Origin of the sequence: Aureibaculum sp. 2308TA14-22, assembly GCF_040538665.1 — a bacterium.
Taxonomy (GTDB): Bacteria; Bacteroidota; Bacteroidia; order Flavobacteriales; family Flavobacteriaceae; genus Aureibaculum.
Map to the genome: position 1 here is coordinate 1630305 of NZ_JBEWXT010000001.1, position 21152 is coordinate 1651456.

A 21152-nucleotide genomic window follows, 5' to 3' on the forward strand; every position below is an offset into this window, starting at 1 on the left:
GTATATATTAAGTTAACATACCACCATCAACATTTAAGGTTTGCCCAGTGATGTATGCAGACATATCCGAAGCTAAAAACACACAAGCATTGGCTATATCTTCTGGTGTTCCACCGCGTTTTAGAGGAATTCCATCACGCCAGCTTTGCACGGTTTCTTCAGGCAAGGCACCAGTCATTTCTGTTTCAATAAAACCAGGAGCTATTGCGTTACAACGTATATTTCTAGAACCCAATTCTAAAGCTACCGATTTGGTAAATCCTAAAATTCCCGCTTTGGAAGCCGCATAATTGGATTGGCCGGCATTTCCTTTTACACCCACAACAGAACTCATATTAATTATGGAACCTGAACGTTGCTTCATCATAGGTTTGATAACGGCTTTAGTTAAATTAAAAACCGACTTTAAATTTACTTCAATTACCTTGTCAAAATCCTCTTCAGAAATACGCAGCAACAAATTATCTTTTGTAATACCTGCATTATTTATCAAAATATCAATATTGCCAAATTCTGCGATAACATCTGAAGCTAGTTGCTGAGCAGCATCAAAGTTTGCAGCATTAGATTGAAAACCTTTAGCTTTTATGCCATAAGCTTGTAATTCCTTTTCTAGAGTTTCAGCAGCCTCAACCGAAGCGTTGAATGTAAAAGCAATATTAGAACCTTGCTTTGCAAAAACTTCCGCAATACCTTTTCCAATTCCTCTTGACGCTCCTGTAATTAACGTGGTTTTATTTTCGAGTAGTTTCATGTGTGGATTTTGTTATAAAAACCAAAGATACTAAAATAGTTGTCTATTTTAAAAGTAAAAAGTCTGTTTGAAAGATTCAAACAGACTTTTTTATGAATTGAACTAGTTTATTTTTTTACTATCCTAAAACTTCAGCAACTTTTAAACCAATTTCAGCGGGAGAATCCACAACATGAATACCATTTTCAGCCAAGATTTTCATTTTTGCTTGTGCAGTATCGTCGGCTCCACCTACAATTGCTCCTGCATGCCCCATCGTTCTTCCTTTAGGTGCTGTTTGCCCTGCTATAAATCCTACAACCGGCTTTCTATTACCATCAGCTTTTATCCATTTAGCGGCATCTGCTTCTAATTGACCTCCAATTTCACCAATCATGACGATACATTCAGTTTCATCATCATTCATCAATAATTCAACTGCTTCTTTTGTTGTTGTGCCAATTATTGGATCACCACCTATACCAATTGCGGTAGTGATACCCAGGCCCTGTTTTACTACTTGATCCGCAGCTTCGTAAGTTAGCGTACCAGATTTGGATATAATACCTACTTTTCCTTTTTTAAATACAAAACCAGGCATAATACCAACTTTTGCCTCACCCGGCGTAATAACACCCGGACAGTTAGGTCCAATCAATCTGCAATCCCTATCATCAATATAGGCCTTAACCTTAACCATATCAGCAACGGGAATTCCTTCTGTTATACAGATAATCACTTTTATTCCTGCATCAGCAGCTTCCATTATAGCATCGGCAGCAAATGCTGGTGGTACAAAAATAATACTGGTATCTGCATTGGCTTTTTCAACAGCTTCTGCAACGGTATTATATACAGGTTTGTCTAAATGATTTTGTCCACCTTTGCCGGGCGTAACACCACCAACCACATTGGTACCATATTCAATCATTTGTGTAGCATGGAAAGTACCTTCGCTACCTGTAAAACCTTGGACAATTATTTTTGAATTTTTATTTACTAAAACACTCATATCTGTTATTAGTTATTTATTAATAGGTTAATTTTTTATAATCTAATACGCAAAAGTAATTCTTACTGCTAACTTTAAAAAATTATTAAGATTAAATATTGTTTACTTTATTGATTATCTCTGGGAGCACCTTTATTCCCGCCAGTTCTCGATATTTTTTTCTAGCTTCGTCACACGGCGACCCAAAATAAGATTTGCCGCCTTCCAAATCACCAGCTACGCCAGATTGAGCATAAACTACCGCTTTTCTACCAATAGTTACCCCGCTGATTACACCAACCTGACCCCATAAAGTTACTTCATCTTCCAAAACGGTGCAGCCCGCAATACCAACATGTGATGCTATTAAACATTTTTTACCAATTATCGTATCATGTGCTATTTGCACTTGATTGTCAATTTTTGTTCCTTCTTTTATGTGTGTGTTGCCTGTTACTCCTCTATCAATGGTGCAAGAAGCTCCAATATCCACATTATCTTCAATAACTATGCTTCCGCAGGATACTAATTTATCAAAACCTCTCTCTCTATTTTTATAATAAAAAGCATCTGAACCTAAAACTGTACCCGCATGGATTGTTACATTGTCTCCAATTGTGCAACCATCATAAATAGTAACGTTTGGGTGAATAAGGCAATTCTTACCAATTTTTACATTATTGCCTAAAAACACATTGGGTTGGATTATTGTTCCCTCGCCAACTTCAGCAGTTTCAGAAATAACCCTATCCGCTTTTTTAAAAGGATTAAAATGTGTTGCTAGTTTACTAAAATCCCTGAACGGATCATCAGAAATCAATAGGGTTTTTCCTTCAGGGCAAGCTACTTTTTTATTGATTAAAACGACAGATGCCTCAGAATTTAATGCTTTGTCGTAATACTTTGGATGATCTACAAACACAATATCCCCTTCTCCAACCACATGGATTTCATTCATTCCAAATACAGGAAAATCTTCATCGCCAACGAACTCACTGTTAATGAGTTGAGCAATTTCTTTTAATGTGTAAGTTTTAGGAAATTTCATGTAATTTAATCGGTTACTCTTTCCTGATATGTCCCTTTATCAGTTTCAATCTTTATTTTATCTCCTTCATTAATAAACAATGGGACATTAACACTTGCTCCAGTCTCTACCGTTGCAGGTTTTGTAGCATTGGTTGCGGTATTTCCTTTAACGCCAGGTTCTGTTTGAGTTACCTCCAGCACTACACTTGCTGGCATTTCAACCGAAAGAGGCAATTCATCTGCTGCTCTGACCACAATAGTTACGGTCTCTCCTTCTTTCATTAAATCTGGACTGTCTAAAATATCTTTTTGAAGAGCAATTTGAGAATAATCGTCATTATTCATAAAATGGTAGGTTGAATCTCCTTCCTTATATAAATATTGATATTTACGGGTCTCAACTCGAACTTCTTCAATTTTATGTCCTGCAGAAAAAGTATTATCCAACACTTTACCGCTAGTTAAACTTTTTAATTTTGTACGTACAAAAGCAGGGCCTTTACCAGGTTTTACATGTTGAAATTCTACAATTTTATAAGTATCGTTATTATAAACGATACACAATCCTTTTTTTATATCTGATGTAGTTGCCATAAAATCTGTTAATTATTACTGAAGTATCCTTTCATTATTCCTCTTTGGGAATCTCTTATAAACTGGAGAATTTCATCTCTTTCGGGTGTTGCTTCCATTTCTGCCTCAAGAATCTGAGCAGCTTGCGAATTATTGTAATTTTTTTGATATAAAATTCTATATATATTCTGAATTTCTCTGATTTTTTCTGAACTAAAACCTCTTCTACGCAAACCTACCGAATTAATACCCACATAAGAAAGTGGCTCTCTTGCCGCTTTTACAAAAGGTGGAACATCTTTACGAACCAAAGAACCTCCCGTTACAAAAGCATGCTGACCAACAGAAACAAACTGGTGAACCGCAACCAATCCTGCTAATATAACATTGTCACCAACGGTTACATGGCCTGCTAACGTAGAATTATTTGAAAATATACAATTGTCACCAATAAAACAATCATGGGCAACATGACAATATGCCATAATCAGGCAGTTATTCCCAATTACGGTTTTCATCCTATCCGAAGTACCTTTATTAATCGTAGCACATTCTCTTATAGTGGTATTATCTCCAATAACTACAGTGGTATCTTCCCCTTGATACTTTAAATCTTGTGGAATGGCAGAAATTACAGCTCCAGGAAAAATATTACAATTTTTCCCTATTCTGGCACCTTCCATTATGGTTACATTTGAACCAATCCAAGTTCCAGAACCAATAGTTACATTATTATGAATTGTTGTAAAAGGTTCTACAACTACGTTCTTGGCAATTTTAGCTCCTGGATGTATATATGCAAGTGGTTGGTTCATAATTATTCTGTTCTTTTTACTATTTGTGCCATTAGCTGTGCCTCAACAACTAACTTATTATTTGCATATCCATAGGCTTGCATATGGCAAATACCTCTTCTAATAGGTTCGATCAATTCTGCTTTAAAAATAAGTGCATCTCCAGGTAATACTTTTCTTTTAAATTTAACATTATCCATTTTCATGAAATAGGTCAAATAATTTTCAGGGTCAGGTACTGTACTCAATACTAATATGCCCCCAGTTTGAGCCATAGCTTCAACTTGTAATACTCCGGGCATTACCGGTGCACCAGGAAAATGTCCTACAAAAAACTCTTCGTTCATGGTCACGTTCTTTACACCAACTACCGTCTTATCAGTCAATTCTAAAATCTTATCAATCAACAAGAATGGAGGCCTGTGCGGTAGAATATTCATTATCTGGTGAATATCCATCAAAGGTGGCTGGTTCAGATCAAATTGAGGAACATTATTTCGCTTTTCAATTTTTATCATTTTTGCCAATTTCTTAGCAAATTGAGTATTTACACCATGTCCAGGTTTATTTGCAATAACTTTCCCCTTAATTTTAACTCCTACCAAAGCCAAATCTCCAATAACATCCAAAAGCTTATGTCTGGCAGCTTCATTAGGATAATGCAATGTTAAATTATCTAGTATTCCATTAGGTTTAACGGCAATTTTTTCTTTATTGAATGCCTTTCTTAATTTTTCCATGGTAGCAGGAGAAATTTCATTATCAACATACACAATGGCATTGTTTAAATCTCCTCCTTTAATTAAATTGTTATCCAATAACATTTCAATTTCATGTAAAAAACTAAAGGTTCTAGCTGAGGCAATCTCTTCTTTAAAATCGGATATTTGTTTTAAAGTTGCATTCTGCGTGCCTAAAACTTTAGTGCCAAAATCGACCATGGTTGTAACTTCATAATGGTCAGATGGCATCAGAATTATTTCGCTTCCAGTATTTTCATCTTTGTAAGAAACTATGTCTTTAACTACATACTCTTCAACTTCAGCTTCTTGTTCTTGCAAGCCAGCTTCTTCTAAGGCCTCAATAAAAAATCGAGAAGAACCATCCATTATTGGAGGTTCAGGAGCATCTAATTCAATTAAAATATTATCTATTCCTAACCCAACAACAGCAGCCAGCACATGTTCACTGGTTTGAATTTTCACTCCATTTTTTTCTATATTGGTGCCACGTTGCGTATCAACTACGTAATCAGCTTTAGCCTCAATAACCGGATTTCCTTCTAAATCTACTCTTGTAAAGGCAAATCCATAATTTTCAGGTGCCGGCTTAAAAGTTAAATTAACTTGATTACCAGTGTGAAGGCCTACGCCAGAGAGCGAAATCTCTTTTTTAATTGTTTTTTGTTTAGTGCTCATTAACTTCGTTTTGTGCATTTAACATTTTTTCTAAAACATCAATTTTATCTACTAATTTTGATAGATTTTTAAAATGTACGTATGATTTATTATAATCTGCATAAGGTAATGCGGGACTTCCCTGAACTACTTCATTGTCTTTTAAATTTCTGCCAATACCAGATTGGGCCTGAATACTGACGTTATCACCTATTTTAAGGTGACCAACGATACCGACTTGTCCGCCAATTTTGCAGTTTTTACCAATTTTGGTAGAACCTGCTATTCCTGTTTGTGCTGCAATTATCGTGTTCTCACCAATTTCAACATTATGGGCGATTTGAATTTGATTGTCAATTTTAACTCCTTTTCTAATAATTGTCGAGCCCAAAGTTGCTCTATCTATAGTACTCCCAGAGCCTATGTCCACATTATCTTCCAAAATTACATTTCCTGTTTGTGGTATTTTACTAAAAACCCCATTTTTGTCAGGTGCAAAACCAAATCCATCACAACCCACGATAGCTCCGGGGTGAATTACACAGTTTTTACCAACAACGGATTCTGAATTAACCTTTGAACCCGCAAAAAGCATACTCCCCTCACCTATAGTAACATTGTCACCAATATATACATTCGGAAAAATCTTTACATTGTTATCTAATACTACATTAGTACCTATATAAGCAAATGCACCTACGTAAACGTCTTTACCGAGCTTAGCAGAATCATGAATAAAACTGGGAGTTTCTATTCCTGTTTTATTTAATTTTACTTGATTGTAAAATTCTAATAATTTAGAAAAAGCTTTGTATGAATCCTCAACTTTAATTAAAGTTGCACTTATATTTTTATCAGGAACAAAATTTTTATTTACAATAGCTACAGAAGCATTAGTTGAATATAAAAACGAAGTGTATTTAGGGTTAGCTAAAAAAGTTAACGACCCTTTTTCTCCCTCCTCTATTTTTGAAAGCTTGTAAACTTCAACTAAAGGATTACCCTCTATCTCCCCTTGAAGTATTTCTGAGATTTGCTGTGCTGTAAATTTCATTGTTGCAAAAATATAAAAAAAGATTCACGATTTATGAAATATAATTTACGATTTTTCCTTAACGCAAAACTATAATTTAGGGTAGTACGCAAAATGTTTGATTACCGGTTCGGTTAAAGCCAATAAGTTCATATGATCCGACGCCTTGGTTAAATCTTTTATTTGTCCATTTTTATACAAAATACTTATGGAATTATGATGCAAATCATACGCCTGATTTTTTATAATTCCTATATCAATAAAATAATTGAGATTATCATTGGTTGGATTACTATTCAATACCGCTTTATCTTTAATTGTTTTAAGTTGTTCTTCAGTAAATTCTTCGTCTTGAATAATAATCTTTGGTAATTTTCTATCTAAAATAGAAGTACATAAAGATGACAAAATGGCGTCACTATTATCTTTCCATTGTTTTAATGCCATTATAATATCATAGTCATCAATGTTTGAAAAAGTACTAAGCTGATTTTTGTCGAACTTAAAGCCTTCTTCAGCTGCTAAAAAATACTTTAATGATTTACTACATTCTATATCTTTACCATTTCGCATTAAGTACTTGGCTCTTTTTAAAATTTTAACCAGTATATAATCAGCAACTAAACTTGTTTTGTGCAAATAAACCATCCAATACATTAAGCGTCTAGCAACAATGAACTTTTCTACCGAGTAAATACCCTTTTCTTCAACAACTAAATTATCATCCACAACAGTAAGCATGGAAATTATGCGTTCCGAGTTAATATTACCTTCAGTTACCCCAGTATAGAAACTATCACGTTTTAGGTAGTCCAGCCTGTCTATATCTAACTGACTGGATATTAATTGATTTAAAAATTTTCTATGATAATTTCCTTTAAATATTTTTATAGCCAAACTTAGTTTCCCACTGAACGCTATGTTGAGTTCTTCCATAAAAATTATGGAAATCTCTTCATGCTTAATATTGGTAACCAAACTATGTTCCAGTGTATGTGAAAACGGTCCATGACCAATATCATGCAATAAGATAGCTATTAAAAGAGCTTCTTCTTCCTCTTTTGAAATCTCGATTGACTTATTTTTTAACACAGCAATAGTTTTTTGCATTAAATGCATGGCTCCCATTGCATGTTCAAAACGGGTATGATGTGCCCCTGGATAGACAAAAGAAGACAAACCCATTTGAGATATCCTTCTTAACCGCTGGAAATAAGGGTGTTCAATAATATCAAAAATTAATTCGCTCGGAATGTTTATAAATCCGTAAATTGGGTCGTTAAAAATTTTAAATTTGTTCAATAGAATATTTTTAAAATCACAACACAAAAATAGACGTTTAATTTTTAATTATTACATAAAAGGAATGAATGCAATTAAAATACTTTGGGTGGACGATGAAATTGAATTATTAAAACCCCACTTGTTATTTTTGGAAAAGAAAAATTATGATGTCAGCACCTGTAACAATGGTGCCGAAGCCATTGAGTATGTTGATGATGGTAATTTTGATGTTGTTTTTTTAGATGAGAATATGCCAGGATTGTCAGGTATAGAGACACTATCAAAAATCAAAGCTAAATTACCCAACCTTCCTATTGTAATGATTACAAAAAGTGAAGAGGAGTATATAATGGAAGAAGCTATTGGTTCAAAAATTGCCGATTATTTGATAAAGCCTGTAAATCCGAATCAGATTTTATTGAGCTTAAAGAAAAATTTGGATCACTCGAGATTGGTTTCTGAAAAAACCACTTCCACTTATCAGCAAGAATTTAGAAAAATATCTCTAGATCTTGCCATGGTAAATACTTTTGAAGAGTGGATAGAACTTTATAAAAAATTAGTGCACTGGGAAATTGAATTAGAATCAATTGACGACCCAGGTATGATGGAAATCTTAGAAAGTCAAAAGGAAGAAGCCAATTCTCAATTTTTCAAATTTATTCAGAAAAATTATCAAGGATGGTTTGACGGTGAAGAGAAACCTCTGCTTTCGCAAGATTTGTTTAAACAAATTATTGCTCCTCAAATTAAAAAAGAAAAAACATTGCTTATAGTAATTGATAATTTACGTTTAGATCAATTACGCGTATTAGAGCCTATTATCAATAACTATTATAAAAAAGAGGAAGAAATTTCCTTTTTTAGCATCTTACCTACAGCAACCCAATATGCTAGAAATGCCATTTTTTCGGGGTTAACGCCTTTAGAAATGTCTAAACAACATCCTGACTATTGGAAAAATGATACCGACGAAGGTGGTAAAAACTTGTATGAAAATGATTTTTTAGAGGCACAGTTAAAGCTTTTGAATTTAGATATAAAACATGAGTACTTTAAGATAACAAGTTTACCTAAAGGACGTGATTTAGCAGCAAACTTTAAATCTGTTAAGGACAATGATTTAACCGTAATTGTTTATAATTTTGTAGATATGCTTTCGCACTCACGTACTGAAATGGAAATGATAAAAGAATTAGCCAGTGATGATAAAGCCTATCGTTCATTGACCTTAAGTTGGTTTAAAAACTCACCGTTGTTAGAAATGATTCAAAAAGCCCAAGAATACGGACTCAAATTAATAATTACAACGGACCATGGTACCATCAATACCAAAAAACCATCAAAAATTATAGGTGAAAAAAGCATTAGTGCCAATTTGCGTTATAAAACGGGCAGAAGTTTAACATACGAGGATAAAGAAGTTTATGCAGTTAAAAACCCAGAGGACATCCAGTTGCCATCCATTCACATGAGCAGTTCTTTTGTTTTTGCTAAGGAAGATTACTTTTTTGCATATCCAAATAACTATAACCACTACGTAAAATATTATAAAAATACGTATCAACACGGTGGCATTTCCTTAGAAGAAATGATCATACCATGTATTATAATGGAACCTAAATAAAAAGCCTCCACTAGCCCCTCCTTTGGAGGGGAACTTTCTGTTCGTAAAATTGACGAAATTATTTAATTAGTTTAGTCAAATAATATATTCCTTTTGACTTATTACTCAGCACTCAACGCTCCGAACAGGAAAACTATTAACAAATTCTTCTTTTTTGTTATCAAATTTTGAAGATTTCTTAACGGTTTTTTAGTATAAAATGCTCAAATTTGTGCTTTAATTTTTAAATATGAAGAAGCATAATTTTAGTGCAGGACCTTGTATTTTGCCACAAGAAGTGTTAAAAAAGGCATCAGAAGCTGTATTAAATTTTAATAATGATAATTTATCATTAATTGAAATATCACACAGAAGTCCAGCTTTTGTTGCGGTTATGGAAAAAGCCAGAAGCCTGGTTTTGGAGTTGTTAGATCTTGAAAATAAAGGGTATTCCGTATTGTTTTTACAAGGTGGTGCCAGTTTGGAATTTTTAATGACACCATACAATCTAATGAAAAACGAAGGTGGAAAAGCAGCGTATTTAGATACAGGAGCATGGAGTGCTAAGGCAATTAAAGAAGCTAAACTGTCTGGAAGTGTTGATGTAGTAGCCACTTCTAAGGACAAAAACTACAATTATATCCCGAAAGATTATAGCATCCCTAATGATGCGGACTACTTTCATTGTACAAGCAACAATACTATTTATGGCACACAGTTAAAATCTTTCCCCAAAACCGATAGCTTATTGGTTTGTGATATGAGCTCTGACATTTTTTCACGTCAGTTAGATTTTTCACAGTTTGACCTTATCTATGCAGGTGCTCAAAAAAATATGGGCCCAGCAGGTACAACCTTAGTTATTGTTAAAGAAGCTATCTTAGGAAAAACAGGTAGAAACATTCCTTCAATGTTAGATTATCAAGTGCACATTGCCAAAGACAGTATGTTTAACACTCCTTCAGTTTTTGCAGTTTATGTATCTATGTTAACCTTACAATGGTTAAAAGATTTAGGCGGTGTTGCGGCAATTGAAAAAATAAATAACGCTAAGGCAGCATTATTATATAATGAGATAGATAACAACCCACTTTTTGAAGGAGTTGCCAAAAAGGAAGATAGATCTGCTATGAACGCTACTTTTGTCTTAATGGATGAAAATTTAAAAGAAAAGTTTGATGTAATGTGGAAAAATGCAGGAATTAGTGGTATCAATGGTCATAGATCGGTTGGTGGTTACAGAGCAAGCATGTATAATGCTATGCCTTTAGAAAGTGTGCAGGTACTAGTAAATGTAATGAAAGAATTAAACAAATAAAAAATAATAAAATGATAGTATTAGCTAACGACGGAATTGCAAAAAGTGGTATAACCGCTTTAGAAAATGCAGGCTATACGGTAGATTTAACTACTGTGGCTCAAGATCAGTTAATTGACTATATAAACACAAAAAAAATTACGGTATTATTAGTAAGAAGTGCTACTACCGTTCGTAAAAATCTTATTGATGCTTGTCCCACTTTAAAAATTATTGGTCGTGGCGGTGTTGGTATGGATAATATTGATGTAGAATATGCCAGAGAAAAAGGACTAAAAGTTATCAATACACCAGCTGCATCTTCACATTCGGTTGCCGAATTAGTTTTTGCACACCTTTTCGGGATGGTTCGTTTTCTGCACGACTCCAATAGAAATATGCCGTTAGAAGGCGATTCTAAATTTAAAGATTTAAAAAAAGCATATGCCAAAGGTGTAGAACTTAAAGGTAAAACTTTAGGCGTTCTAGGTTTTGGACGTATTGGCCAAGCTACAGCGAAAATTGCCCTAGGCGTTGGAATGAAAATAGTTGCCTTTGATCCTTTTATGGATTCAGCTAACTTAACATTAGATTTTTACGATGGACAAACGCTTAACTTTAATATTAATACCATTTCTAAAGAAGAAGTTTTAAAACAATCAGATTTTATTACATTACATGTACCTGCTCAAAAAGAATATGTTATTTCTACAAAAGAATTTGAGCTAATGAAAGACAAAGCCTGTATAGTTAATGCTGCTCGTGGTGGTGTTATAGATGAAGTAGCCTTAGTTGCAGCTATAGATAGTGGTAAAATTGCTCATGCGGCTCTAGATGTTTTTGAAAAAGAACCTACACCCGAGGTACAATTATTAATGAATCCAAATATTTCTTTAACACCACATATTGGTGCTGCTACAAGTGAAGCTCAAGAGCGAATTGGAAGTGAATTGGCTGAACAAATTGTCGGGATTCTAGGATAGAGGTCTTTCATAATTGAAAATACATTTATGAGCATTTCTGAAAATCTAAAAAAAATAAAAGATAGTTTACCTGAACATGTGGAATTGGTAGCCGTTTCTAAAACCAAACCAAACTCAGATATTTTAGAGACATACAATGCTGGTCAACGTATTTTTGGTGAAAACCGTATTCAAGAAATGGTTGATAAATATGAAAATCTTCCCAAAGATATAGAATGGCATATGATTGGTCATTTACAACGGAACAAGGTAAAATATATGGCTCATTTTGTTAGCCTAATTCATGGGGTTGATAGTTTTAAGACCTTAAAAGAAATCAATAAACAAGCAAAAAAGCACAATAGAATTATCAATTGTTTGTTACAGGCTAAAATAGCAGAAGAAGATTCAAAATTTGGACTTTCTTTTACAGAAATTAAAGAAATTCTGACCGCTGAAGAATTAAAAGAGTTGACCAATGTCACTGTTGTCGGCTTAATGGGCATGGCAACCTTTACAGATGATACCAAACAAATTAAGAGTGAATTTTCCAATTTGAATACTTTTTTTCATAAACAGAAAACAATTCATCCAGAATTAAAAACGTTGTCTATTGGTATGAGTGGTGATTACCCAATTGCCATTGATTGTGGCAGTACTATGGTACGAATTGGAAGTGCTATTTTTGGGAGCAGATAACTTTCTTTTTACAATTATTTTTTATATTGCAACTATAACGGATATAACCGCAATGCGGTTATACAGTTGTTGTGCTTCATTTATGACAAACCGCTAACCAATGATAAAATTCTTTAGAAAAATTAGACAAAAAATGCTTTCTGAAAATAAATTCAGTAAGTACCTGATTTACGCAATAGGAGAAATCATTCTCGTAGTAATTGGAATTTTGATTGCGTTAGGAGTTAACAATTGGAATGAAAACAGAAAATTGGATAAAATTAGGCAAAGTTATTACAATAAACTTATTGAAGACTTTCAAGCGGATAAGGTTTATGCTGAGAATCAAATCCGAGAAATGAACTCTTCCATAGCAGAATTTGAGAATTACGTATCGTACTATAACAAACCCGATTTAAACCTAATGGAGGCTTTTGAGGCGATGAAAAAAAATGACTGGGGAGTCATAGTATTAGAATTTAAAACAAGCACCATTAAATCTTTATTGAGCACTGAAGATTTAAACTTAATAGACCCTACTCTACGTGACAATCTTGAATTGTACAATTCAAGCAAAAATCTAACACTAAAGAACTTTAATAATTTAAGTAATAGTGCCAGAAATATTTTAGAGAATGTAACCATGCAAGGAGGTATTGCTGAATTACTGTTAAGGCTAGAAAATCAACAACAATTAAAGCAGGATTTAGAAATAGCAAATAGAGTTCCTGATATATTTATTATGACAGAAGCTTATTTTGCTTTTAAGATTAGTGGATATAACGGTACAATTGAGAGATTAAATAATTTGATTTTGAATGCAGACCATAATATAGAATTCATTCAAAAAAAACTAAACAAATAACGAAAGCACAACAACGTGTATAATTAATTGCTTTGGTCGTTGCTTATTTGGAAAATTCCTTCGGAATTTTCTCGCGTTCGTTTTTGTTTACTAAATTAGTTGCTGAAACACGCAACTAACCATACACAAAACCGTTGTAGAGCATTTGACCAAAACCTGAAAATATATGAATCATTTCTACTTTTACTCAAAGCAAATCTTAAAAGTCTTTGAAAAACACAAAGAAATTCTAAATCTAATTTCTTCAATAGATGATTTGAGAAAAAGTTACACAATAAATCCACAAGAAATAGTAAACATTCCTACAGACCAAAACTCTCAATATAGAGGAATGGCTAACCTAAAGAGCAAAATCAATTCTAAAAATCAAGAAGTATTAAAAGTTGTAAGATCTAAAAGACCGAACAAAGTTTATGAGTTAATAAATTCATTCATTACGGATTTAAACCTCTTTGACAATTCATACAATGACGAAAACTCTTTAATAAAACTTCTTAAGGAATTTCCTGAAAATCATACTGATGCTTACTCTGAAAAACAAGCTCAACAAATTTTTGATGTAATCGAAACAAGTTCTTCAGTAAATCAAGCAATTCTTAACGCAGAAGAAAGAGCAAATTATATTATTGAAGAATTTGAGAAGTCTAAAAAAAGTTCACCTGACGATTATACAACTTTGACAATAGGAACAGACCAAGATGTGCCTTTAATTGAAGACTTTGTTTTAATTTTTGAGAAGTTACAAGGACTCTACAATTTTATATGCTATCTACATAAAATAGATAGTGAAAGTAAGCCCATTTTAATAAATCAAGTTAGTACTGGTTCTTGGTTTTCAGAACTATTAGGAATTAAGCAGGTAATTGTTAGTACCGAAAATCTATTAAAAGGAATCGGAGGCTTTATTAGAGATTACATAACAGGGAAAATTAGCCGGGAAAAATTTGAGAATAATTGTAAAAAGGCAGAAGCATTCATAAACCTAATGGCATTAGCCAAGAAGAATGGAATTGATAATGCGGAATTAGGAATATTTAAAGAATTAAATCCTTTCGTAGAAAACCTTAAATCCGACACGACAGTATTAGAAGTCAATGAGGAAGAAATTCTTAAAATCAAGAAAACTGAAAAACTCACATTAGCTGACAGAAAAAGCAAAAGAGAGAAGTTAATTGAGAATATTCAGTTGAGTATTGAAGAAGGAAAAAAACCAAACAAAAAGGAGGATAATAAAAAATAAAAACGCTCTACAACAATGGCTATAAGTAATTGCTGGTTCTCGCCTACTTACGAAAATCCTCACGGATTTTCTATTAGGTTTTTATTTGCTAAATTACGTGCTTAAATACGCCACTAATCATACACAAAACCTTTGGAATTCATTCAGCTAACGCTGACTAAAGTTGCTACGTGCTATCGCACTCCCGCCCCTTTAGGAATGAATTCCAATGACCTGCTAAACCAAATTGCATCCAATGGTATTTTACTATCTACAGCGGTAGCTACCCATCGAGGGAAAACGAATTCCAACAATGAGCTAAATGCAATTTGGATCTGCTTTTTAAGCTTTCAAGACAAAAAAAATAACAATATACGCCGCAAAAAAAATGCGGCTAATTGGCATACAATAATTTGAGACCCAGCCATAAACATTTGTCCTTTTCTTAAATTATTGTTATTTAATTTTTTTATCTTTTCGCTCGCAAAGCAGAACTGCGTTTAGCAGGTCATTGTACCTAATTTAAAAAATGAATAAAATTCCATTCATACTTTTCCTTCTTATAACTGCAGTTGGGTATTCTCAACATGACCAAGAATTTGAACCAACTTTCTATTCAGAAATTGCCGAGCGAGTAGCACCTAGAAATTATTACAGCGTGAAATTTGGAAATCCAGCCGAAGTAATTGTTAATGACACAATCTTTTTGGCGAATTCTGAAGCTTGGATTGAAGAAAATATCTACAGTTTTAAATCTGGAAGAGAAATGTTAGTAAAGAAATATCGAGATAATGAACTAATTGCTGACGAAATAATTGAATTAGATTCTAACAACAGAATTCTAAACTATGAAGGAAATTTAAAATATGAAGGTGGAAAATGGTATATAACTAAAGTCAAATATAAATATCAAGAAAACAAAAAGATAAAGGAAAAAATAAATGATTCTGGAGAGACTTATTTGAGATATACTGTAAAATACGACAGCCTGAAAAACCCGATTGAAATTGAGCATACAATTGTTGGACCAAACCATGCTAAACTTCAAACTGTAAATTATGATTATCCAAATAGTAAGTTCATTCTAATGGACTTTAATTACCAAGGTCGATTAGAAAAAGAAATAAAAGGGAATATAAACTCGGACTATGTTCTTGAAAAAAATGAAAATGGAGACATTACCAAACTGTATTGGATTTTGACTGACAAAACAGAACCTTTTATTCACGAAATAGATTATGAATATGATAAAAAAGGGAACTGGATTAAATTAATCAAAAACGTTGTAAGTCCTGATGGCACGAAAAAACCATATTATAGAACTTATAGGGAAATTAAATATAAAAACTAGGTACATCAATGGCTATAATTCATTGCGGCGGAATTTCCTAAACGTAAATTCTTATCTTGCACTGATGGCTTGGTATTCATTCTTCTATCTGTAACCAAAACCAACTATTCTTTCTGAAGAGAATTTGCTATCTTTATAAAAATTTAACCAACATGAAAAAAATAGCATTTGTATCCGTATTATTTCTATGTACGTGTTTTACTTACAGTCAAAATGAGAATTCACAATATTTAGAGAAGGTGAAAACGTTAGACAGTACTTTAGAAACCTTATACTCGGTAATATCAGGAGAAAAGGGCGAAGAACGTAATTGGGAGCTTTTTAACTACTTGTTTAAACCAGAAGCCAAGTTAATACCAACAGGCAAAAAAAAGGACGGAACAGTTGGAGCACGTTTTATGTCCGCTCAAGATTATATTGACAGCTCAGGAAAATGGTTGGTTGAAAACGGTTTTTTTGAAAAAGAAATACATAGAAAAACAGATACTTTTGGTAATATAACACAAGTTTTTAGCACTTACGAATCTTTCAGAAGTGAAAAAGATAGTGAGCCGTTTATGCGTGGTATCAACAGCATTCAGCTACTAAACGATGGTAAACGTTGGTGGGTTATTAACATTTATTGGATGCAAGAAAGTAAAGAAAGCCCTATACCCAGCCAGTACCTACCTAAAAAATAGCAAATTCTATCGTCAACTTATCCAATTTTTATATATTCACGCTTCATTTTTTTAAGACTTAAAATGAATAAGAAGCGACAGAAGCAAGCTAAAATTTTACGAATTTTCAGAAAAGTGCATCGTACCACCGGTGCATTTTTATTTGTGTTTTTCTTTATTATTTCTATAACTGGGTTTTTATTGGGTTGGAAAAAAAACAGCAACGAACTATTACTCCCCAACACCTACCAAGGCACATCAAATAATTTAGAAGATTGGAAACCCTTAACTGAATTACACAACATTGCCAATGGTATTTTACGCGATTCAATTGACGCAAATTTATCGTTAAAGCTCGATAGGATTGATATTAGAAAAGAAAAAGGTATCGTAAAATTTATTTATGGACACCATCCCAATGAAGTTCAGCTTGATGGTAAATCGGGTAACTTATTAAGTATTGGCAAAAGGCATTCGGACACTGTTGAAAATATTCATGATGGCTCAATTTTAGACGCCTATTTCAACACATCAAATGGTCAAATAAAACTCATTTACACTACATTAATGAGCTTGGCTTTATTGACTTTTTCCATTACAGGTTTTTGGCTCTGGTACGGCCCAAAAAGAATGCGTAGTAATAGGTAAAATTCATTTCTTTTAATTGTTAATAACCCATAAGACACTTCTTTATAACTTTGTGAATAACTGCTATTTGCTTTAAAATTTTAATAAAATAAATATATTTTTTATTTTATTGATTATCAATATATTAAATATAACTACTTCACTTTTAATATCTCAAGTTTTGTATTTTATTACTTACAATATACTAAATTTCAGTTTTTAGAGTTATTAACAAAAACAAATCCTCAATATTGTATGTAGCATAAATTACTTCTGATAACCCTTTTAGTTTTATTTTAAAAATGAAGAAGTTTAATTTATGTATTTTAAGTTGTCTTTTTGCTTTTCAACTTATCAATTCTCAAGTAGCTACTAATAATTCTCAAATCATTTCAGCACTATTAGCACCTGATAGTGAAAATGTCCATACAAATTGTAGCCAACATGGTTACGGCGGGCATTACAATGAAATAGTAGATGAAGAATTGAACAAAACAGTAAGTCAATTTCAAATACATAAAACTACTGATATTGAAGCCTGTAAAAATTTTGGCACCCGATTTAACGAATTTAAAACCATAGCCGATGCCCCAAAAAATATTTTGGGAACAGAAGGTGAGACGATAACGTATTCATGGAAATTTAAGTTCAATAATAATTTTGAAGTGCTAAATAGCAATATGGACATTCATCAACTTAAGGCTGTAGGAGGTTCTGAAGCTGATGTGCCACTTTTTACGTTGACAACAACGCGAAAAGGGAGGTTTGAAAGTTTAGAATTACGCTATGCTGAAGAAAATGAGCAAACTATATTGGAAACCATTGACATTACCAATTTAAAAGAACAATGGATTGAGGTTTCAGAAACCATTACCTATAATGAAATTGGGGCTTATGCCATAACCATTAAGACTGTAAATGATGATACGATTTTATTGGATTATAGTGATGACGCTACTAGAACGTGGAAAACAGATGCAGAATTTATTCGTCCAAAATGGGGAATCTATAAGGCGTCTGCTAATGTTGACACAGTTGAAGAGAAAAGCATCTTGTTTTCTGATTTTAAAATAGAAGAAAGTTCCAATTTATCCGCCTTTCAATCTTCATTGGATAGTGCTGCTATTTCTGTATTTCCTAATCCTGCTTCATCTAAAGTTACCATGACAGGTGCAAATTTAGAAAACTACGATGCAATTGTATTACATGACAGTTTTGGAAGAGAAGTACCTTTAAAGAATCCAATAGTAAAAAATTCATTCAATATTTCCAATTTAAAAAACGGGATTTACTTTGTAGTATTTAAAAAGGACAATGAAGTTAGTGTGGTAAAAAAGTTGCTGAAATTTTAATCAATCAGTCTAGTGCATCACTTTAAACAATAACTCTTTAAGTATATCTTCATTTGGCATATTCTTAGCTCCAACCCCTTTACTTTTTAAATCAGCATCTCGTAAATAGGAAATAACCTGAGAAACTTTACGCATCGGGTAATTTCTCGCCGCGGTAACATAATCACTTACAAAATAAGGATTAACCCGTAACGCTTTAGAAACGCTCATTTTAGATTTATCAGACAACCCATGATAGATTAACAATTGTGTGAAAAAACTGTTCAGCAAAGAAATAGTAACTACTAACGGATTGCTTTTCGGGTTTTGCCCAAAATAATTAATAATCTGATTGGCTTTTACCAACTGCTTTTCACCTACTGCTTTACGCAATTCAAAGTTATTAAAATCTTTACTGATACCTATATTCTCTTCAATATGTATGGGTCTGATGGTACTTTCTTTTGGCAGAATTACCATTAATTTTTCCAATTCGTTGGCAATTTTAGAAAGATCGGTACCTAAAAACTCCACCAACATTAAAGCCGCTTTTGGCTCAACCTGGTATCCTTTACCCGATAATACCCTACGAATCCACTCACCTACTTGGTTTTCATATAACTTCTTACTTTCAAACAACAATCCATTTTTACCGATAACCTTGCTCAGTTTTTTACGTTTATCCAAGGTTTTGTATTTATAACAAATTACAAGAACTGTTGAAGGTTGTGGATTTTCAACGTAAGGAACTAAATTTTCAATAGTTCTAGATAAGTCTTGAGCTTCTTTAACAATTACAACCTGTCTTTCCGCCATCATCGGATAACGTTTGGCGTTTGAAACAATATCATCAATACTAACATCTCTACCATACAGCACTACTTGGTTGAACCCCTTTTCTTCTTCGGTCAATACTTTTTGTTCAATATAATCCGCTATCTTATCTATATAATATGGTTCGCTACCCATTAAAAAATAAATGGGTTTTATATTTCCGTTTTTTATGTCAGAAACTATTTGGTTGATGCGTTCCATTTCTAAGAAAAAAGATTCATTTTTGTAGTATGATTGTATTGAATTTGCCCAAAGCCGAACTCAGCATCAAAAGTAAAGAAAATAAGCAGTTTATTTTTGATATTATCAGAAAAAAATATATGGTGCTTACGCCCGAAGAATGGGTACGGCAGCATGTTATCCATTATTTGATCCATGAAAAGAACTATCCAAAATCCATTATAGCAGTTGAAAAACAGTTAACCTTCAATACCTTAAAAAAACGTTTTGATGTTTTGGTATTCAATACCAAAGGATTGCCAGAACTCATTGTAGAGTGTAAAGCTCCCAATGTAAAAATTACACAGGATACTTTTGACCAGATTGCACGATACAATTTAAAATTAAATGCTGATTATTTGATGGTAACCAACGGATTGCAGCATTATTTTTGTAAAATGGATGCGGTAAATGAAGGATATATTTTTTTGGAAGAGTTACCGAATTATACTCGGTAATCATTAGTCAATTCCCAAGTAACCAATCAACAGGTTCCTCGTGCCTTAAGATGACCATTTTAATTATAAATACCTAAATTTGCGAACTTGAAAATAGCCGTAGTCATATTAAATTGGAATGGTAAACAACTCTTAGAGCAGTTTTTACCGGCAATGCTTGAATATAGTATTGATGAAGCCGATATTTATGTGGCAGATAATAACTCACCAGATGATTCGGTTGAATTCGTTAAAGCAAATTTTCCTAAGGTAAAAATTATCCAGAATAAAGTCAATGGTGGTTATGCTAAAGGATATAACGATGCTTTGCAACATATTGATGCCGATATTTTTGCACTGGTAAATTCGGATATTGAAGTAACCAAAGATTGGTTAAAACCTATTATTTCTGAATTTAAAAGATCGCAAGAAACGGTTGCTGTTCAACCTAAAATATTGGATTTTAAAGACCAATCCAAGTTTGAATATGCCGGAGCAGGAGGTGGTTATATCGATTTTTTTGGTTATCCGTATTGCAGAGGTCGAATATTTTCCGATTTGGAAACAGACAACGGCCAATACAACGACACAAAGGAAATTTTCTGGGCCTCAGGGGCATGTTTTTTTATACGAAAAGAAGTTTACCATCAACTGAATGGTTTTGATGAAGATTATTTTGCTCACCAGGAAGAAATTGACCTTTGTTGGCGGATACAAAACGAAGGTTATCGTATAAAATATGTCGGTACATCAAATGTTTATCATGTTGGCGGTGCAACGTTAGACCAAGCCAATCCACGTAAAACTTATCTAAATTTCAGGAACAGTTTGTTTTCTATTCTAAAAAATGTTCCTAAACGGTATTTGATTTTAGTTATCTTGTTAAGATTAAAATTAGATGCGTGGGCTGGACTTAAATTTTTGGTGGAACTAAAACCAAAACATACTTGGGCAATTGTAAAAGCTCACTTTAGTTTTTATTGGAACCTTAGGAAATTTCTAAAGAAACGAAGAAAGATTACTCATAAAAAAGCCAATTATTATCATTGTTTTAGTGTAGTATGGCAATATTATATTTTGAGGAGGAAGACTTTTGGTGAGATAAAATAGACCCCTCCGCCCGTAGTATTTATATCTAAATCTTAAAAAGGCCAACTGGGCACCTCCCCTTGAAAAAAGGGGAGGAACTTTTTAACAAATAATATCATAATTGCATGAAATGAATTATAAAAA

At 33.0% G+C, this 21152-nt stretch carries 21 protein-coding genes; 12 read left to right on the forward strand and 9 right to left on the reverse strand.

The annotated features are described in order from the left end of the window. Positions 1 to 7: 7 nt before the first annotated feature. The 8 genes from fabG to U5A88_RS07235 form a co-directional block, all read right to left on the reverse strand. Positions 8 to 754, reverse strand: coding sequence for a 3-oxoacyl-[acyl-carrier-protein] reductase (gene fabG, locus U5A88_RS07200; RefSeq protein WP_354205067.1), 747 nt, complete (start codon positions 752 to 754; stop codon positions 8 to 10). 118 nt (positions 755 to 872) lie between these two features. Next, a complete protein-coding gene (sucD, locus tag U5A88_RS07205) occupies positions 873 to 1745 on the reverse strand; it encodes a succinate--CoA ligase subunit alpha (RefSeq protein WP_354205069.1) in 873 nt (290 codons plus the stop codon). 91 nt (positions 1746 to 1836) lie between these two features. After that, positions 1837 to 2772, reverse strand: a complete 936-nt coding sequence (locus tag U5A88_RS07210; RefSeq protein WP_354205071.1) for a UDP-3-O-(3-hydroxymyristoyl)glucosamine N-acyltransferase — start codon at positions 2770 to 2772, stop codon at positions 1837 to 1839. 5 nt (positions 2773 to 2777) lie between these two features. Beyond that, the gene (efp, locus tag U5A88_RS07215; RefSeq protein ID WP_354205073.1) at positions 2778 to 3347 is read right to left on the reverse strand and encodes an elongation factor P; all 570 of its coding nucleotides are present in this window, start codon (positions 3345 to 3347) and stop codon (positions 2778 to 2780) included. Between the two features lie 8 nt (positions 3348 to 3355). Continuing rightward, the gene (gene lpxA, locus U5A88_RS07220) at positions 3356 to 4141 is read right to left on the reverse strand and encodes an acyl-ACP--UDP-N-acetylglucosamine O-acyltransferase (protein ID WP_354205075.1); all 786 of its coding nucleotides are present in this window, start codon (positions 4139 to 4141) and stop codon (positions 3356 to 3358) included. 2 nt (positions 4142 to 4143) lie between these two features. After that, entirely contained in the window at positions 4144 to 5538 is a 1395-nt protein-coding gene (locus U5A88_RS07225; protein WP_354205077.1) for a bifunctional UDP-3-O-[3-hydroxymyristoyl] N-acetylglucosamine deacetylase/3-hydroxyacyl-ACP dehydratase, read from the reverse strand. Beyond that, positions 5528 to 6571: a UDP-3-O-(3-hydroxymyristoyl)glucosamine N-acyltransferase gene (gene lpxD / locus U5A88_RS07230; protein ID WP_354205079.1), complete on the reverse strand. Its 1044-nt coding sequence runs from the start codon at positions 6569 to 6571 to the stop codon at positions 5528 to 5530. The genes U5A88_RS07225 and lpxD overlap by 11 nt, the downstream gene beginning before the upstream one ends. A 69-nt stretch (positions 6572 to 6640) precedes the next feature. Further along, positions 6641 to 7852 (reverse strand): HD domain-containing protein, encoded by a 1212-nt coding sequence (locus U5A88_RS07235; RefSeq protein ID WP_354205081.1) that lies wholly within the window; start codon positions 7850 to 7852, stop codon positions 6641 to 6643. A gap of 64 nt (positions 7853 to 7916) precedes the next feature. On the opposite strand from U5A88_RS07235, the gene porX reads away from it, so the two are divergent. The 10 genes from porX (at position 7917) to U5A88_RS07285 (ending at position 18450) form a co-directional block, all read left to right on the forward strand. Then, positions 7917 to 9461, forward strand: a complete 1545-nt coding sequence (gene porX, locus U5A88_RS07240) for a T9SS response regulator signal transducer PorX (RefSeq protein ID WP_354205083.1) — start codon at positions 7917 to 7919, stop codon at positions 9459 to 9461. A 229-nt stretch (positions 9462 to 9690) separates the two neighbouring features. After that, a complete protein-coding gene (gene serC / locus U5A88_RS07245; protein WP_354205085.1) occupies positions 9691 to 10758 on the forward strand; it encodes a 3-phosphoserine/phosphohydroxythreonine transaminase in 1068 nt (355 codons plus the stop codon). Between the two features lie 11 nt (positions 10759 to 10769). Further along, positions 10770 to 11720 (forward strand): D-2-hydroxyacid dehydrogenase, encoded by a 951-nt coding sequence (locus tag U5A88_RS07250; RefSeq protein ID WP_354205087.1) that lies wholly within the window; start codon positions 10770 to 10772, stop codon positions 11718 to 11720. Positions 11721 to 11747: 27 nt separating this feature from the next. Continuing rightward, a complete protein-coding gene (locus tag U5A88_RS07255; RefSeq protein ID WP_354205089.1) occupies positions 11748 to 12398 on the forward strand; it encodes a YggS family pyridoxal phosphate-dependent enzyme in 651 nt (216 codons plus the stop codon). Between the two features lie 100 nt (positions 12399 to 12498). Next, positions 12499 to 13242, forward strand: a complete 744-nt coding sequence (locus U5A88_RS07260; protein WP_354205091.1) for a DUF6090 family protein — start codon at positions 12499 to 12501, stop codon at positions 13240 to 13242. Between the two features lie 166 nt (positions 13243 to 13408). Continuing rightward, positions 13409 to 14482, forward strand: coding sequence for a hypothetical protein (locus U5A88_RS07265; protein ID WP_354205093.1), 1074 nt, complete (start codon positions 13409 to 13411; stop codon positions 14480 to 14482). Between the two features lie 508 nt (positions 14483 to 14990). Continuing rightward, the gene (locus U5A88_RS07270) at positions 14991 to 15812 is read left to right on the forward strand and encodes a hypothetical protein (RefSeq protein ID WP_354205095.1); all 822 of its coding nucleotides are present in this window, start codon (positions 14991 to 14993) and stop codon (positions 15810 to 15812) included. Positions 15813 to 15964: 152 nt separating this feature from the next. Next, positions 15965 to 16492 (forward strand): hypothetical protein, encoded by a 528-nt coding sequence (locus tag U5A88_RS07275; RefSeq protein ID WP_354205097.1) that lies wholly within the window; start codon positions 15965 to 15967, stop codon positions 16490 to 16492. Positions 16493 to 16555: 63 nt separating this feature from the next. Continuing rightward, entirely contained in the window at positions 16556 to 17119 is a 564-nt protein-coding gene (locus U5A88_RS07280) for a PepSY-associated TM helix domain-containing protein (protein WP_354205099.1), read from the forward strand. A 281-nt stretch (positions 17120 to 17400) separates the two neighbouring features. Continuing rightward, a complete protein-coding gene (locus U5A88_RS07285; RefSeq protein WP_354205100.1) occupies positions 17401 to 18450 on the forward strand; it encodes a T9SS type A sorting domain-containing protein in 1050 nt (349 codons plus the stop codon). A gap of 9 nt (positions 18451 to 18459) precedes the next feature. On the opposite strand, the gene holA is transcribed toward U5A88_RS07285, so the two are convergent. After that, positions 18460 to 19464 (reverse strand): DNA polymerase III subunit delta, encoded by a 1005-nt coding sequence (gene holA / locus U5A88_RS07290; RefSeq protein ID WP_354205102.1) that lies wholly within the window; start codon positions 19462 to 19464, stop codon positions 18460 to 18462. 29 nt (positions 19465 to 19493) lie between these two features. Here holA and U5A88_RS07295 point away from each other — a divergent pair, with 29 nt between their 5' ends. Further along, complete coding sequence (locus tag U5A88_RS07295; RefSeq protein WP_354205104.1) at positions 19494 to 19940, forward strand: type I restriction enzyme HsdR N-terminal domain-containing protein; 447 nt, start codon at positions 19494 to 19496, stop codon at positions 19938 to 19940. Between the two features lie 87 nt (positions 19941 to 20027). Beyond that, complete coding sequence (locus U5A88_RS07300) at positions 20028 to 21029, forward strand: glycosyltransferase family 2 protein (RefSeq protein WP_354205106.1); 1002 nt, start codon at positions 20028 to 20030, stop codon at positions 21027 to 21029. Positions 21030 to 21152: the final 123 nt, after the last annotated feature.

Excerpts from the sequence above, each read along its gene's own strand:
- fabG (WP_354205067.1), bottom strand. The coding sequence starts at position 754 with ATGAAACTACTCGAAAATAAAACCACGTTAATTACAGGAGCGTCAAGA.
- sucD (WP_354205069.1), bottom strand. The coding sequence starts at position 1,745 with ATGAGTGTTTTAGTAAATAAAAATTCAAAAATAATTGTCCAAGGTTTT.
- U5A88_RS07210 (WP_354205071.1), bottom strand. The coding sequence starts at position 2,772 with ATGAAATTTCCTAAAACTTACACATTAAAAGAAATTGCTCAACTCATT.
- efp (WP_354205073.1), bottom strand. The coding sequence starts at position 3,347 with ATGGCAACTACATCAGATATAAAAAAAGGATTGTGTATCGTTTATAAT.
- lpxA (WP_354205075.1), bottom strand. The coding sequence starts at position 4,141 with ATGAACCAACCACTTGCATATATACATCCAGGAGCTAAAATTGCCAAG.
- U5A88_RS07225 (WP_354205077.1), bottom strand. The coding sequence starts at position 5,538 with ATGAGCACTAAACAAAAAACAATTAAAAAAGAGATTTCGCTCTCTGGC.
- lpxD (WP_354205079.1), bottom strand. The coding sequence starts at position 6,571 with ATGAAATTTACAGCACAGCAAATCTCAGAAATACTTCAAGGGGAGATA.
- porX (WP_354205083.1), top strand. The coding sequence starts at position 7,917 with ATGAATGCAATTAAAATACTTTGGGTGGACGATGAAATTGAATTATTA.
- serC (WP_354205085.1), top strand. The coding sequence starts at position 9,691 with ATGAAGAAGCATAATTTTAGTGCAGGACCTTGTATTTTGCCACAAGAA.
- U5A88_RS07250 (WP_354205087.1), top strand. The coding sequence starts at position 10,770 with ATGATAGTATTAGCTAACGACGGAATTGCAAAAAGTGGTATAACCGCT.
- U5A88_RS07255 (WP_354205089.1), top strand. The coding sequence starts at position 11,748 with ATGAGCATTTCTGAAAATCTAAAAAAAATAAAAGATAGTTTACCTGAA.
- U5A88_RS07260 (WP_354205091.1), top strand. The coding sequence starts at position 12,499 with ATGATAAAATTCTTTAGAAAAATTAGACAAAAAATGCTTTCTGAAAAT.
- U5A88_RS07265 (WP_354205093.1), top strand. The coding sequence starts at position 13,409 with ATGAATCATTTCTACTTTTACTCAAAGCAAATCTTAAAAGTCTTTGAA.
- U5A88_RS07270 (WP_354205095.1), top strand. The coding sequence starts at position 14,991 with ATGAATAAAATTCCATTCATACTTTTCCTTCTTATAACTGCAGTTGGG.
- U5A88_RS07275 (WP_354205097.1), top strand. The coding sequence starts at position 15,965 with ATGAAAAAAATAGCATTTGTATCCGTATTATTTCTATGTACGTGTTTT.
- U5A88_RS07280 (WP_354205099.1), top strand. The coding sequence starts at position 16,556 with ATGAATAAGAAGCGACAGAAGCAAGCTAAAATTTTACGAATTTTCAGA.
- U5A88_RS07285 (WP_354205100.1), top strand. The coding sequence starts at position 17,401 with ATGAAGAAGTTTAATTTATGTATTTTAAGTTGTCTTTTTGCTTTTCAA.
- holA (WP_354205102.1), bottom strand. The coding sequence starts at position 19,464 with ATGGAACGCATCAACCAAATAGTTTCTGACATAAAAAACGGAAATATA.
- U5A88_RS07295 (WP_354205104.1), top strand. The coding sequence starts at position 19,494 with ATGATTGTATTGAATTTGCCCAAAGCCGAACTCAGCATCAAAAGTAAA.